Here is a 13,826-nt window from a genome sequence, read left to right as displayed (position 1 = left end):
AGCGATTTTTACTAAATATTATACACTTTTAACTCATTTAAAAATTAATATTTATGAAAAAATTATTACTTTACTTCACTGTTTTATGTGTTACTGTAACTACTTCATCTTACACTAAAATTGATAAAAAAAAAGAACTAATTAGTTCAAAATACAATTGTCTCCCCAACACGCTAGCATCAATTTCTGCTATTTCTAACGGTGACTGGAATAGCAATTCTACATGGAGTACAAATCAAGTGCCATCAAACATAGACGACGTTATAATTCCTAATGGCATTAGGGTTACTTTATCCGGCACAATGGAAGCAAGAAGCGTAAGTGTTTCTGGTATTTTAAGTCCGTTTAACTTAACAACAGATTTTGAATTAATTACCGAAGGTATTATGATTCAAGACGGAGGACTCATGCAAGTAGGTAGTGTTGCTAACCCATATTCAGCAAATGGTATCGTAACCCTTACAGGATCTGATCCAAATGGTGTTTTAATGGGGAATGCTTTTATGGGTACAAAATTAATTGGTGTGATGTCTGGTGCAAGATTAGAACTTCATGGCATCGTTAAAAAAACTTGGACACAATTAAACGCAACCGCTTCATCTGGAGTAACTAGCATTACCTTAAAAGAAACTATGGATTGGGAAATAGGCGATGAAATAGTGATTGCATCTACAGATTTCGACCCACATCAAGCAGAAAAAAGAACAATAACTTCAGTATCAGGAACTACAATAGGCTTAAATACACCATTAACTTATATGCATTGGGGTGTTGAACAAATTTACAATAATGGTACTGTAGACCTTACTTTAGATGAAAGAGCAGAAGTTGGTTTATTAACCCATAATTTAAAAGTAAGAGGAGATGCGTCTAGTGAAACAAATGGCTTTGGCGGACACATTATGTCTATGCCTGGGTCGGTATCTAGAGCATCCAATATTGAGTTGTTTAGAATGGGACAAAAATCTAAAGTAGCTAAATATCCATGGCATTGGCACTTAGTAAGTGATGCCACAGGGCAGTATATAAAAAACGCTGGAATCCATCACTCCTTCAACAGACTTATAACCGTTCATGGTACTAATAATACCGTTGTTGAAGGCAATGTTGGTTTTGATTTTGTTGGACATGGTTTTTTTCTTGAAGATGGGGATGAAACAGGAAATAGTTTCATAAATAACTTAGGCGTGTTATGTAAAAGACCAGTTATAGGAGAAGAAGTAACACCTAATGATATAGGAATTGGAGCAGACAGAGGAGTACCCGAAGAAGCTTTTCCTTCAACATTTTGGATTACAAACCCCAACAATGATTTTATAGGAAATGTTGCTGCAGGGTCGGATGGTTCGGGTTTTTGGCATCTCGTTTTAGAAGAACCTATAAATGAATCTGGATCAAGCTATGAACCAGGGATTCAACCTATGGGTATTTTTGATGATAACAAAGCACATTCAAACTTATTTAATTGGGGAATAGATAGTGGCGTAGATAAAGTAACAGAAGAATTAACCAATGGACATTACAGACCACAAAATGCTAATGGAACTCAATTTGTACCCATTATTAATCGTTTTACCGGATACAAATCAGTAGATAGAAATGTTTGGATTAGAGCCAATAAAATGGATTTTCATGAGTGTACATTTGCTGATAACGGTCGTTCAGATTTTTTCTCTTATACTCAAACATTATTTAATTCATTAGTAGTAGGTAAATCTGATAATATAGGGACTCCTACCTCTGCAAGCGAAATAGAAGCAGGTAGAACATTACCCTACCCTAGCTTAGGTGCAAAACATTTTAACAATGGCTTTAGAGGTCACAGCATATACGATGGCCCATCTGGAATTGTAGATACACATTTTGCTGGTTTTGATTCTAACGGTGCTAATGCCTATTGTTTTCAAACAAACGGTGCGTCAAGAAAATCGACCAATCATTTTGCCAGAGGTATAACTTTCGACCCCGCTATACCCGAAGCGAATAAATTTGATTTTACAAATACATCCTTTGTAAGTTATATGTATTTAAGCGGTATAATTGATGAAGATGGAAGTCTGACTGGAACAGCAGGCAGCCGTATATCTCCAATTATTTCACCAAACCCTAATGGCAAAAATCTTTATGAAAAGGGTGCTAACGCTCAACAAACAAATATTATTGAAAAGCCAGAATGGGGTGCTTGGATAACCTCTGTAACAGAATATAACTATTTAAGAGATCTTGATAATTTAGATAAATCCAATGGTCCTTTTACACCACGCTATTTTATTACAGAATATCCAGATAAAACAACACATGCCGTTTTTAATATACAAACTCAAAACATATATTTTGATGCACCGGTTATATCTAATGATTTAGACTATAAATATTATTTCCAATATCATAAGTTTCCAAATTATATGATAGCAAGAATGGATGGCGCTAAGACAAATTCAGAAACTACAATTCTTGTGTATCCAAATATGCCATCGTCTGCAACTGTAGTTGGAGCTACTGAAGTAGCTAATTTTACACAATTAAAAAATAGCGCAACTCAAGCTTACCTCTTTAAGGATAATACAATCTATGCGAAAATTATAACCAATCGAATTGCACCTCAATCTGCTCAATGGCAATTTGGTCAAGACTTTAGATTTCAAAACCTAGTTTTTAGAATTTGTGTAGATGGTAATTGTAACGATAGAACAAGTATTCAAGATTTTGTTACCCTTATTGATTATGGCAAGGGAGATGACATTAGAGATACATCCGCCACTACCGATGGTTTAACTGCACCTACGTTTTCTTACGGAAGCAACAATGTATCATTTTCAGCAGAAAATAATGGCAATGGTATAGAAGGTTATACAGATTACACTATTACTTTAGAAGGCAGACAAGTCTGGGAATATTTCAATACTTTAAATATTAATTATACCGGACCTGATGTAGAAGTTTTAATGGAGGATACTGAAGGAGGAACATTAAGCTTAGGAACTTACGCTTCTTCTGACATTGAAAACATTCGTATAGGCCAAGACTCTGAATTTGATAAATTCACAAAAGTTAAAAAATTAATACTGCGTTTTCATGAATCTAATATGGGAAACATCCACAGTGTATCCTCCTCTAATGTACAAATTAACTCCATACAACTTGGAGCCGACATACCAATAAATTATAGTGTTTCATCGACCGCTATAATTCAAGATTCTGATGGAGACGGTCTGTTAGATGCTGAAGAAATAAGCCTATGTCGCGACCCCAATACGGCTTCAGATTTTGCATTAGAATTTAACGGTGACAGTAGTATTTTTGATGGATTTACAAAAAGAAATATTAATGGAACTGTAGTGGAAGATTCGGGCGTTTTAAAGGGTACATCGTCAGCCACGAGTGGTGATGCTCAAATTTTAAAAAATGACTTTTTAGAAATGTCAGGCTCCGATATTAGTACACTAAGTATAAGAATGAAAGCCAATAAAGCCAATACTAGAGTGCAAATATTTTGGAAAAATGAAACAGGAAATTTTGCGGCAGTTAGAACGGTATTTGCAAACTACACGGGTAATGGCAATTACCAAACGCTTTCCTTCGATTTAAGTTCTAATAGCGAATGGCAAGGTAAAATAATTAAAGGGCTTAGAATAGATCCTGTTTCAGATACTAATGTCACTTTTGAAATTGATTGGATTCGTGCAAATAATGCTGTTGATCCAGAAAACATATGTAAACCTTTATCTATAGAGAATAGCTCTTTAGAAGATAACCTCGCGTTATACCCTAATCCTAGTGTTTCTGGCCAGCTAGTAAAGATAAAAGGTATAGAAGAACATCATGATGCAATAAACATAACTGTTTACAGCATTACGGGGCGTATAATCCCATCAGAAATAACGGGGAACACCATACGCCTTATAAATGCAAACTCAGGAATGTATTTCGTAAGAATAAACACGGATTATAATAAAACTATTGTTAAAAAGCTATTGGTGAAATAATAATAACTAAAACTATAGGCCTCCCTAATTCTAAAAAAATTAAGGAGGCCTATTTTTATTAATGGAAATTATTCTTATAACAAGATTGACTACTTGTATTAATCACGTTAAAAACAAGCAATACATCAAACTTATTTCACCTCCCCTCTTTTTAAATCCCCAAATGAGAAGACTTTTATTAAGACAAGTTTAATTAGTTCCTAAAGGATTGTTGTATTTATGAAATACAACAAATTGTCAGAAATTATAAATACGAAATATAAAAAAGTAATACTTTAAATCAATCTTGCTGTACAAGGCATTAAATGTTACCAATTCCTTTAGGCGGACACCAATCTCCCATCCCATGAACGGAAAGAACAAAATGATGAACCTATCTACACCTCTAAAAGCACAGCTAAGAGCATACATTACATTACTCAAGAAGATAAAGGCTCTGGTAAGCGTACCTACCTCAATGTCCAATAAACTCAAAAAAAAAAAAAAAAAACTAATAAATACATCTATACTAATAAATTTATAAAAAAACTACCAACTTGTTTTCATCTCAAAGCCCTTTTTTTTTTAACATATCCATCAATAGCTGTAAGAATTTCGTCCCCAGTTTGTTTTAAAAGTTTTTGTCTAATTCTATTTTGCGAGAGATTCCTATTTTTCCATCTACTTATTAAATTCTATTCCGACTTTCTTTTTTGTCAAAACTATTTTTTCTATTTAAATAGAAAATGTCTTTTTACTTCTTTTCTACTCTAGCAAGTTTATAAATTTTCAGTGCATTTTTTAATTCTTTATACACTTGTCTCTCTTTTTCACTGAGGCCTGCCATTGGAAGAGGGTTCTTCTCATAAAAATCATCTTTGACATTATAAAATTTCCCTGTTGAATACAACTTATACTCTTTATTTCTAGTAAATTCTTTTAGTACTCTTAGGTTTCCATGAGGAGAATACCAACTGTAAATCCATTTTCTAGAAGTCCCCCTTTCGGCAAGAAGCTGAGGAAGAAAGCTAGTTCCATCCACAACGAATTCTGAAGGTATATCAGCATTAGCAATATCACAAATTGTTGGCAAAATATCACTAAAATCAATCAAGTCAGAACTTTTCGTATTTGGTTTAATTTTCCCATCCCACCTTGCCACAAAAGGAACGTGAGTTCCATTATCTGTAGTTCGTGTTTTTCCTCCTGGATAGTCTTTACCGTTTAGCATTGAGGTTATCAGTTTTTCAGTTCCGTTGTCACCAGTGAAAATAATAATTGTATTTTCACTAAGATCTAAACTTTCTACTTTAGCTACAATTTTTCCAACTATTCCATCCATATATGCAACCATATCTGCAAAATATTTAGGATCTCCTTTATTAATTAGAGAGCCCATACTTTTTGAATCCCAATCTTTAGAGTCTGGAGTGGGAACAAAAGGATAATGTGCTAAAAGCATTGGGTAATAAGCAAAAAATTGCTCATTTTTATTCTCTTCAATAAAATCACAAATAAAGTCACTAACAATATCAGGGCCAAATTCCCCATTGGTAAAATGCTGTACTTTATTGTTAATTTGAAGAACCGGATTTGAAAACCTAGTATCATGTCTCAAACTATCAAATCTTGGTCTAGATTGCTGCCAAAGACAGGATGCATCAAATCCAAAATGTTGCGGAGAATCTTCTTCTTTTCCTAATTGCCATTTTCCAGCTATAGCAGTTTTATAACCTGTATTTTTCAAAAGATTTCCAAAAGTTATTTGGCTTCTATCTAATTCCCCGAAACGTGTATAATTCCGCACATTATATTTACCTGTCATTATTTGTACACGTGAAGGTGTACAAACTGGTTGCGCGTGGCAATTTTCAAATTGAATACCTTGCATAGCAAGTTTGTTTATATGAGGAGTTTTATAAGAAGTTCCTCCATATGCTTCAATACATTCCATCCCTAAATCATCTGCCATTATCAGAATAATATTTGGCCCTTTATCTTGAGCTTTCAGACTTAATACACATATAAAAAAACACACGATTCCATTAACCGTCAACCGCACTATATTACTTCTCTTTACCTTCATTTTATTGTGAATTTAGTTAATTGGGGTTTCTGCAAATAATTCTGTAATGTTTTTTGTGTAATTATATTTCCACTTTTCTTTATTAGGGTATATCTTTTTAAATTCGTCAGCTCCATAGAATTCATCATTATATTCCTTCATCCAAGTCAATGTTAGTTTTTCTAAATCCTTTCTTACCTCTTTATATTCAAGCTTGTAATGGATATGTCAAAATGGTCACTCACAGAAAGACCTGGTTTTTTAAGATTAAAATCATCTGTCCCTTCTTCCTCAAAAAACAACAGTCTAGATGAACTTCCAAATATAATCGGACAACGTTTAATGGGTCGGTATAATAATGTAATGACAATCAAAATAGACCTTTCTAAAATGAAGTCTGGACAAAAAATTGGATTTCATATTTCTTCTCTTAAAAATAATGCCATTGCTATCAAAAAAGAAAAAAAGAAGTTACAACTCTTGTTTAGATCTGGTAAAAATGACGCTCCTAATATTCAAAAAGGAAGCTTTATAAATCAAAAAATGATTTGGTTTCAGGCGAAAGTCACAAATGGTTTAGCTACTTTTTATTATAGTTTAGACGGAAAAATGTTTACACAATTTGGAAATGAAGTCCGTTTACTATTTAGTGGTTTCACACCCAATATGGTTGGCTATTACAGCATGAACTCAGAAGCAAAAGGATATATTGATATTGGTTGGTTTCAATATGACTATGATGGTCCAAAAGGAGATACAAAATAATAAACTTAGACTTTAAACAAATTTGTAAATACAAAAGACCTCCTTAACATTGGGATGAGTAAAGGAGGTCTTTCTTTTATATTTATAAGCTAAAAAACTATTAGTTTATTGTGTGTAAGGCACAGTACCAGTTGCGTCTAAAGCATATCCCCATTTTTTAATATATTCCATGCCTGGAAGAAAATCGTCTTCTGTTTCAACTAAGCGTTCTATTAGCTTTTTATCTAACTCTTTTTGTAACGAAGCATAGGCTACATTTCCAATTAAATTATTCATTTGATACGGATCCTTCTCGTCATCAAATAACAACCAAGGACCGTCTAAGTCTTTCGCATAAGTGTATCTTTTAGTCTTAAGCGCTCTATACTCTTTACCTCCATGTTGCACTTTATTCCATTGTCCAAATGGCTGTACACAGGTTAACAAAGTAGACTCTCCAACGTTCTTTTCTTTGCCTTCCAAATAAGGTCTATAGTTAATACCTTCTACAGTGTCAGGAATTTTAACATCACACAAAGCTAAAATAGTTGGTAATATATCTTCCGAATTCATCAAAGCATCTTTTATTCCTGGAGCTATTTTTAATTTTTCAGGAATATAATATAACATAGGAACTCCAGCAGATTCGTTATAAGGTTGTTGTTTTTTATAGGCGCCATGAGACCCCAAAAGATCTCCATGATCTGCGGTTACAACAATAATAGTATTATCTAGCTGGCTATTTTCCCTTAAATTTCGGACAACCTTTCCTATCATATCATCTAAGGCCGTAATATGTGCATAATAACCAGCGAGATCCTCTCTTACTTTTTTCTTCATATTAACAGGAACATTTTCACGTAACTTAATATCGTCTGGGTTAAATAAGTCTCTATATTCTTTGGGGGCTGAATGGTAAGGAGCGTGAGGCGTTCCATAAGAAAGTAACATTAAAAATGGGTTGTTAGCCAATTTTCTATCATTCATATAATTAATAGCAGCATCAGTTTGTGCAAACGTGTCATAACCTTTCCAAATTTTTCTTTTAGGATCATCATTATCATAATATACAGATCCATTGTAATTGTGCGTACATTCATTTCCCATCCAAAATTGAAATCCTTGTCTTCTATTACCAGGCATTACATTTTGTAACCTTCCATGTCCGTCAATATGCCATTTACCCACAAAACCTGTACTATATCCTTCCTTTGCTAAAATTTTTGCCATAGTTACCGCATTGGTATCTAATTGCACATCATTCATAAAAACACCATGTGTTAAAGGTCGCTGTCCTGTTAATAGAGATGCTTTAAAAGGAGAACATACAGGCATTCCTGATACCGCATTTTTAAAATTAACACTTATTGCCGCTAAACTATCCAAGGCTGGTGTTTTTACATTAGGGTCCCCGGCATACCCTGTTGCTTGGGCCCTCCATTGGTCTGCCAAAATAATTAGGACATTGGGTTTAGATTCTTTTGTTACTTGAGTGGTATTCGCTTTTTTTAAGTTACAAGAAAGTAACATAGTAATGCCTATAACCAAAAGGCTTAGTTTCTTAAATGGTATCATGTATTTATATATTTTAATTAATCTACAAATTATTCGGTAACTACATCCCAAACTTTTGAACGTATGTCTTCGCCTTTAGGTCCAGATACTGTTAAAACAACAATCCACTCTCCGGCTTTATCATAAAAGTGAGATGGACTTTTTTCAAAAGACTCTTTTCCATCTCCAAAATCCCAATGCCATGTTTCTATTACTCCAAATGACTCATCTTTAAACTGAATCCATCGTTCTTTTCTATCTAATTCTAGAAATGACCAATTTGCTTCTATTGGTTTTCTGTGATTTTCATCTAAAGGCATTAACCGAAAGAAATTCAAATAACTGGCATCACGAATCATTTTGAGGTCGTCTGCCAAATGGATAAAGTCTCTAGATTTTTCGCCATCGTAATCAATAACACACCATGACAAACCAATGATTTCATTTTCTTTTAATTGACTTATTGTTGATTTATCAATTCCAGAAATGTCTGCATGATCGAAAGGTGTTATCCAAAACTCCATTTTAAGATTTCCTTTTTCGCCATGTTTAAAATTATAGTCGTAAGCAATATTGAAATACGGAAAATTTTTTATCCAAGGTGTATTGCCCCAAACCATAGCTGGATCTTTATCTAGGACAGGTGTGAAAATATGATAGTTTTGAGCATGTGCGCCATGGCCTTTAAAATGCAATGCTTCAAAAGTGAAATGATCTAAATTGCCATTATCTTTTTTAATGAAAGGCCCTCCAGATAAATTACCATCAACTACTAATTCAAAAATATCCTGACGAAGTCCTTTCTCACTAAAATCCCAATAATCATCATAAGCTTCAACATAAAAATAGAGTCTATCTAAGTCTTTAACCCATGCTACTTTAACTTCAATATCATAATCTTTTGGGTCTAAATTTGAACCTAAACCTCTTACAGTTTTTTTCATATCTTTTAAACCGATGCCATAAGTACTCGGAACATTTTCCCAATCTGAAAAACGACCATCAATTCTAGGAATTTCACTTTTCGGAAACTGATAAATCTTATATTCCTTACCGCGTTGACCAAAAGTGAATAATGACAATCCTAACAAAAAAGTTAAGCAAATTATATACGACTGTTTTTTAATCATGATTTAATCCTTAACTATTTATAATTAAAGGCGATTATTTAGTTTATAAATTTCTAAACGAATGTCATCAAGGCTACCTATGACTAACCAATAATCGTATTCAAAAACATCATTTTTCTTTAATTGTACAGATTTTAATGGTGCGATATAAGAGGTTTGACTATCTGTACTTTCAAAACCCGGAGCACCCGCCATTCCTGCTAAAAAATTTGAAGATATTGGCGTATAAACACCCATACCCCATTTATTATCATCTACAAATGCCATCCAATGTTCTGTAACTTTATTTTCATTATAACGCCCCCAAAAACCATCTTCTAAATGTTCAACCTCAGGATTATCTAACGTATCGCCCGTAAATGGTGCTTCTCCAAAATAACTATATAAATTTTTAAGTGCCGAAATAGGGTATACTGCAGGAAGCTCTTGACTTCTTGCTCCCGTTTCTCCATAAATAGTGTCTGTACGGTGGCAGGTTAATTTATTATGTACTTTTATAACATTACCTTCTAAGGTGCTCCATTGCTCCATTATGGCTTCTGCAGGTTTATTATTCATATCCCATAGCATAGGAATACATTTTACGTATAATGTGTTCTCTGTTTTTGTAGCAGCTAATATCTCCGCTCTATTTCCAAAAGAATCTCCTACCTGAATAGGATTCCACGTCCATGGCGACCAATTTGGATTTTGACCTTCCTTAACCCTATTTAACATATTTCCTGCATAATAAGATTGCTGAATATAGCGCCCTTCGTCATGCACATTTACAATATTTCTTTCTTTTCCAGATTCCGAAATATAAAAAATAGCCCCACCTCTGGTTAAATCTAATTTTAATTCTAAAATACCATTATCTATGCCAACTTCCTTTAAGTTTGTATCTACGATTGTTGCAACTGTTTTTTTTTGTTTTTCTTGAAACCTTCACAACTTATTATAGTTAATAGAATTAACACTCCAACAATAAAATTTCTCATGGCTAGCTATTTCTTTACTGTTTGAATAGTTACAGGCCCTAATAGTCCTGATGAAATCAATTCCTCTTCTTTTTTGGCACTATCAACAATAACCCAAGTAGTTCGCTCATCTTTATCTAATTCTCGGTCTCCCGTCAATCTGTTTCTCCAAACATTAACCACTTCTATTTCTATAGTATTTTCGCCATTTTTAAGAGCAGAAGTTGCGTTTAATTTAAAAGGAGCGATCCATGTGGTACCTATATTTTTTCCATTAATTTTCACAGATGCCATAACTCCAACTTTTCCTAAATCTATATACACATTTGTCATTTCTTCTTCTTTAGAATACTTAAAATTAGATGTATAAACAGCAGTACCTGAATAGAACTTTATTTTATCATTTTCACTTTCAATCCAATCTGTTAATTTAGGAAGTTCTAAAACTTGTTTTGGTCCAATGTCTTTGTTTTTAAAATCAACCTTCCATGGATTATTTAATGTTTGAACGATATTGGTTTCAGGAAAATTACTTTCACTTTTTAATGTTTCACCCATGTTATTTGATGTACTAAAAACAACAAACCAACTTTGCAAAGCTTCCATTTTTATTGGTACTGATGTACGGTCATTTAGTTCTTTAAAATCGGGTAAATCTTTAATTGTTCCATTAATGGCATCCCAAAGTTGAGGTTTCATCCCTTTTACTCTAAATGAAGGTGTAAACTCAATAGCTTTATCACTCTGATTGGTTAAGAAATAAATTTCTATTCCTGGCATTGTTCGGTGTGTCCAAAGCACAGATGCTTGTCCGTTTAAATCAACATCTTTATCAATATTTAATTTTGTAAGTGCCTCTTGTAATTCCAAACCATCAGCAATAGCCCCTTGCCCATACATTTTTAATGCTTCGTCGCTAGATCCCCACATTTTATTGGCTATTTCTTTAACTTTAATATCACTTTCCGGATAATTTTGTAAGCTTGGAGATTTTTTGGGTGCTTGTCCGTAAATTTTTCCACCTTGGGCTACTAACGCTTCTATTTTCTCTAATAACTCTGGTCTCATCGTGTCAAACGGTGGTAACACCATTAGGCTATAACTCATACCATCTGGTAATACAAATTTGCCATCATTAACCGTCATTCTATCTAAAATAACCTCAGCATTAATATAATCATAGGAATAGCCTTCTGGCAATTCAGGGTTTCTAACCCCTGTCATTATTGGTGCATCTTCACCAATAAAATAACACACATCTGCAGCATATTTACCCTGTTGTAGCATATGCTGTGATCTTCTCAAATAATCAAAATAAGCTTTCGATTTTTTAAACCATGTGTTATGACGGTTGAATTCTGTACTAAACCAAGCATTAACTCCTGGTACTCTGTTATCATCTGGTTGATGAATGTACAAATGCAATACAAAATGATTAATACCTTCGGTTAAAGACCAATCGCCTCGTTTTTTTAGCATTGCTGGATGCCTAACATAAGAACGTTGTCCTGCGGTAAACGCTTCGGCAGAGACTCTGTTTTTTCCATAAATGTGAGCAGCAGAAGAAGCCGATTTACATTCAATATCTCCTAAAGTACCTTCATTCCAGAATTCACCACTTACCAGATCCGACTGCCCTCCATACATTAAAAACTCTGAAGGAAACCCCCAATGTCCATAGTTTTCTAACCACAATTGCAAATTATCCTCATTACTTGACTCTCTAAGCCCACCTGTATATTCATAAGCTACGGCATCTGCAATAGAACGACGTAAATCCCATAAAAAACGTTCAGATTCTTCAACACTTCCTACAATTCTGCCTGTAAAAACAGGTAAGTATTTTATAGGGCTATAACCAAATTTGGCTTCAAATTTTTCAGCATAACCATCTGTCCAGTTTTGCGACCCCATTTCATAACTATCTGCAATAACATATTTAAAAGCACTTTTGCTTTCTTCTGGAATGCGTTTTAAAAATTCTCCAATAAATTGTTTGTAATGAAATTGAGCCAAGGCTTTATTAGCTTTATCAACCTCATACCCTTTTCCTTGCGGTGCCGATGGTGAATTTCTTGTACCGGTTGGAGTCATCCCAAAACGCTGAATGGTCCACAAACCTGCAGGAGCTTCCCAATTAAGTTTTCCATTAGCATCCATTTTATCGCTGATATTAATAACTGCGTTAGAACCCACTTTTAAAGCTGAATCTACAGATTCTTGCTGATTCCATTTATAACTATCCCAAGCCGGAAAAGGTGTTGGGTGCATTTTTGCTAAACTTTTTCTAGCATAACTTTCCATTCCTGAAGCTTCTGAAATAGAAACCTCTGCTAGATCCCATTCACCTTTTTGCTGAGCAGGGTTCCCTTTTATTAATTGTTTAAATTTTATTTTAAAACTGTTAGATTTTATATTTGCTAAGCTTACCAATAAGGGTGCATATTTATCTGCCCCCACATTTGGTGTTAGCTTTCTCCTGTCAACAGTAAATGCTTTAATCTTTTTATATTCACCATCCATTTTAGCAAAAATCTCTCCACTTAAAAACATGTTTTTTCTACCAGGAATAATGCGCAAACTATTAGCGTTTAATGCTTTTTCTGTAGTTAATTCAATTTCATAATTACCGACGCTATTTGAAAAACTGGCTACAGATACCGTATCAGCATCTATAAGATTCATAGCGTTTTTGATACTCGGTTTTACCACAATTTTGGTGTTTTTTACTGAAGTCGTATTCGCTTCGTAACCTATTGACGGGAACGCTAAAACATAAGTATCTTGGAATTCTTTTTCAGGTTGTACCAAATTTAAATCTATAGTTTTACCGCCTTCAACTTTCACTTCAGAATACGTTACATAGCGCATCGCCATTTCTGATGTTATCCAAGGGCCTCCTGATTGACTCCATCCTGGACAGTTAAATGCTCCTATATCAACACCGATACGCTTTCCTTCATTTACAGCGTGTACCATATGGCTCCACCAATCTTCACTTAGCATAGGCACTTTACCATCTTTTTCATCAGGATTTATATTTCCTATTAAAGCGCCACCAATACCAGCAGCTTTCATAGCTTCTAAATCTTTGGTAATTCCATCTTTAGAAATATCATCACCAATCCAATACCAATAACACCATAATGTATTGTCTTCCGAAGGGGTTACAAATCCGGTTTTCAACTTCCCTAAATCGGGCTTTTTAACTTCATTCGGTGTTTCGCAACTATGGAATATAAGTGCGGTTAAAACTATGATAATTTTAAAATTTTTCAATAGAAAATTCATACGTGATACAACTTGTAATTATTAGACTCTTCAATAAGTTTGTGTAAATAAACACATAAATGTTATAAAATCTATCCTGCCCTTTACTGCCTATCACTATTAGGCTAAGAAGATAAAC

General features: G+C 33.9%; 8 protein-coding genes. 2 read left to right on the top strand and 6 right to left on the bottom strand.

The window, feature by feature from the left end; all coding sequences use genetic code 11:
- Window positions 1–53 precede the first annotated feature (53 nt).
- The gene (locus QWY92_RS01055) at window positions 54–3,986 is read left to right on the top strand and encodes a G8 domain-containing protein (RefSeq protein ID WP_290267918.1); all 3,933 of its coding nucleotides are present in this window, start codon (window positions 54–56) and stop codon (window positions 3,984–3,986) included.
- Window positions 3,987–4,719: 733 nt separating this feature from the next.
- On the opposite strand, the gene QWY92_RS01050 is transcribed toward QWY92_RS01055, so the two are convergent.
- Both QWY92_RS01050 and QWY92_RS01045 read right to left on the bottom strand, forming a co-directional pair.
- Window positions 4,720–6,051 (bottom strand): sulfatase family protein, encoded by a 1,332-nt coding sequence (locus QWY92_RS01050; RefSeq protein WP_290267917.1) that lies wholly within the window; start codon window positions 6,049–6,051, stop codon window positions 4,720–4,722.
- A gap of 12 nt (window positions 6,052–6,063) precedes the next feature.
- A complete protein-coding gene (locus QWY92_RS01045; protein ID WP_290267916.1) occupies window positions 6,064–6,192 on the bottom strand; it encodes a hypothetical protein in 129 nt (42 codons plus the stop codon).
- A 57-nt stretch (window positions 6,193–6,249) separates the two neighbouring features.
- Here QWY92_RS01045 and QWY92_RS01040 point away from each other — a divergent pair, with 57 nt between their 5' ends.
- Window positions 6,250–6,795 (top strand): beta-xylosidase family glycoside hydrolase, encoded by a 546-nt coding sequence (locus tag QWY92_RS01040; protein ID WP_290267915.1) that lies wholly within the window; start codon window positions 6,250–6,252, stop codon window positions 6,793–6,795.
- 105 nt (window positions 6,796–6,900) lie between these two features.
- Here QWY92_RS01040 and QWY92_RS01035 read toward each other — a convergent pair whose 3' ends face one another.
- The 4 genes from QWY92_RS01035 to QWY92_RS01020 form a co-directional block, all read right to left on the bottom strand.
- Window positions 6,901–8,349: a sulfatase family protein gene (locus tag QWY92_RS01035; RefSeq protein ID WP_290267914.1), complete on the bottom strand. Its 1,449-nt coding sequence runs from the start codon at window positions 8,347–8,349 to the stop codon at window positions 6,901–6,903.
- A gap of 29 nt (window positions 8,350–8,378) precedes the next feature.
- Window positions 8,379–9,458 carry a PKD domain-containing protein gene (locus tag QWY92_RS01030; protein WP_290267913.1) on the bottom strand — a complete coding sequence of 360 codons (1,080 nt, stop codon included), beginning with the start codon at window positions 9,456–9,458 and terminating at the stop codon, window positions 8,379–8,381.
- Between the two features lie 24 nt (window positions 9,459–9,482).
- Window positions 9,483–10,223: a hypothetical protein gene (locus tag QWY92_RS01025; protein ID WP_290267912.1), complete on the bottom strand. Its 741-nt coding sequence runs from the start codon at window positions 10,221–10,223 to the stop codon at window positions 9,483–9,485.
- Window positions 10,224–10,444: 221 nt separating this feature from the next.
- Window positions 10,445–13,696: a glycosyl hydrolase gene (locus QWY92_RS01020; RefSeq protein WP_290267911.1), complete on the bottom strand. Its 3,252-nt coding sequence runs from the start codon at window positions 13,694–13,696 to the stop codon at window positions 10,445–10,447.
- Window positions 13,697–13,826 lie beyond the last annotated feature (130 nt).

Source organism: Algibacter miyuki, assembly GCF_030409805.1.
GTDB classification, from domain to species: Bacteria; Bacteroidota; Bacteroidia; order Flavobacteriales; family Flavobacteriaceae; genus Algibacter; species Algibacter miyuki.
This window is presented reverse-complemented; position numbering and strand designations above follow the sequence as displayed.

What these genes read in the sequence shown, in the direction of transcription:
- QWY92_RS01050 (WP_290267917.1), bottom strand. Translation starts at nt 6,051, where the DNA reads ATGAAGGTAAAGAGAAGTAATATAGTGCGGTTGACGGTTAATGGAATC.
- QWY92_RS01045 (WP_290267916.1), bottom strand. Translation starts at nt 6,192, where the DNA reads ATGAAGGAATATAATGATGAATTCTATGGAGCTGACGAATTTAAAAAG.
- QWY92_RS01055 (WP_290267918.1), top strand. Translation starts at nt 54, where the DNA reads ATGAAAAAATTATTACTTTACTTCACTGTTTTATGTGTTACTGTAACT.
- QWY92_RS01030 (WP_290267913.1), bottom strand. Translation starts at nt 9,458, where the DNA reads ATGATTAAAAAACAGTCGTATATAATTTGCTTAACTTTTTTGTTAGGA.
- QWY92_RS01040 (WP_290267915.1), top strand. Translation starts at nt 6,250, where the DNA reads ATGGATATGTCAAAATGGTCACTCACAGAAAGACCTGGTTTTTTAAGA.
- QWY92_RS01035 (WP_290267914.1), bottom strand. Translation starts at nt 8,349, where the DNA reads ATGATACCATTTAAGAAACTAAGCCTTTTGGTTATAGGCATTACTATG.